This window comes from Kitasatospora sp. NPDC001119 (genome assembly GCF_053598475.1).
The window spans coordinates 1-1065 of record NZ_JBSFKI010000104.1 but is presented as its reverse complement, the minus strand read 5'-3'; the positions used below and the strand labels follow the sequence as shown (position 1 = coordinate 1065).

The window sequence follows — 1065 nt, the reverse complement described above, 5'->3', positions numbered from 1 at the left end:
TGTTCTGACCCGTGAGGTTGGGGACGCGGCTGGCGGGTGGTTTGCCTGCGAGTGCGGTGTGTCCGCGGTGGTGATTGTAGGTGTGGAGCCAGTCGGGGTAGGCGTCGCGTCGTTCCTGCTCGGTGCGGTAGGGCCGGGCGTAGGCCCATTCATCGAGCAGGGTGCGGTTGAAGCGTTCGACCTTGCCGTTGGTCTGGGGCCGGTAGGGCCGGGTGCGCTTGTGCGCGATGCCCTCGATTGCGAGGGCATCGCGCCAGACCCGCGAGCGGTAGCAGGAGCCGTTGTCGGTCAGCACGCGCCGGACGGTGATCCCGGCCTGGGCGAAGAACGCCTGGGCTCGGGTCCAGAAAGCGGTGGCGGTCTCCTTCCGCTCGTCGGGCAGGATCTCGCTGTAGGCCAGGCGAGAGTGGTCGTCGACGGCGTTGTGCAGGTAGCTGTAGCCGACTTTGGAGCGGTTCCTGCGGCCGGCCTGGCGGCCGAGGACGTGGTGGCCGCCGCCGTCGGGGATGTTGCCGAGCTTCTTGATGTCGACGTGGACCAACTCGCCTGGTGCGCAATGCTCGTAGCGGCGCACGACACGGCCGGTCGCGCGGTCGAGGTGGGTCAGGCGGGCGAGTCGGTAGCGGGTCAGCACGCGGTGCACGGTGGCGGGATTGAGCTTCAGCAGGTAGGCGATGCGGGCGGGCCCCCAGCGTCGCAGGACGCGGACCTTGATGATCCGGCGCTCGGTGCGGGTCGGGGTCCGGCGCGGGCTGTGGTGCGGCCGCGAGGACCGGTCGGTCATGCCCGCCTCGCCGAGAGCACGGTAGCGGTCCGTCCAGCGCTTGGCCGTGGTGGGCGAGACCTGGAAGCGCTCGGCGGCCCGCCGAAGCGGCCAGCCGTCCTCGACCACGCAGCGGGCCAGGCGCAGGCGTCCGGTCTCGGTCAGCGGTGCGTTACGGTGTGGCATGAGGGCCTTTCTGGCTGTAGGTGCAGATGTCGCAATCCACACCGAGCCAGAAGGCCCTCACTCATTTCAAGATCACCCGGCCGTGAGCCCTGTCACCAACCTCCGTGGTCAGTACA

Annotated in this window: 1 protein-coding gene; it reads right to left on the bottom strand. The window is 69.4% G+C overall.

What is annotated here, in order from left to right; translation table 11 throughout:
- Positions 1–949 (bottom strand): IS481 family transposase (locus tag ACWDD9_RS43860; RefSeq protein WP_449814787.1); only part of this gene is annotated, 949 nt, incomplete at its 3' end.
- Positions 950–1065: the final 116 nt, after the last annotated feature.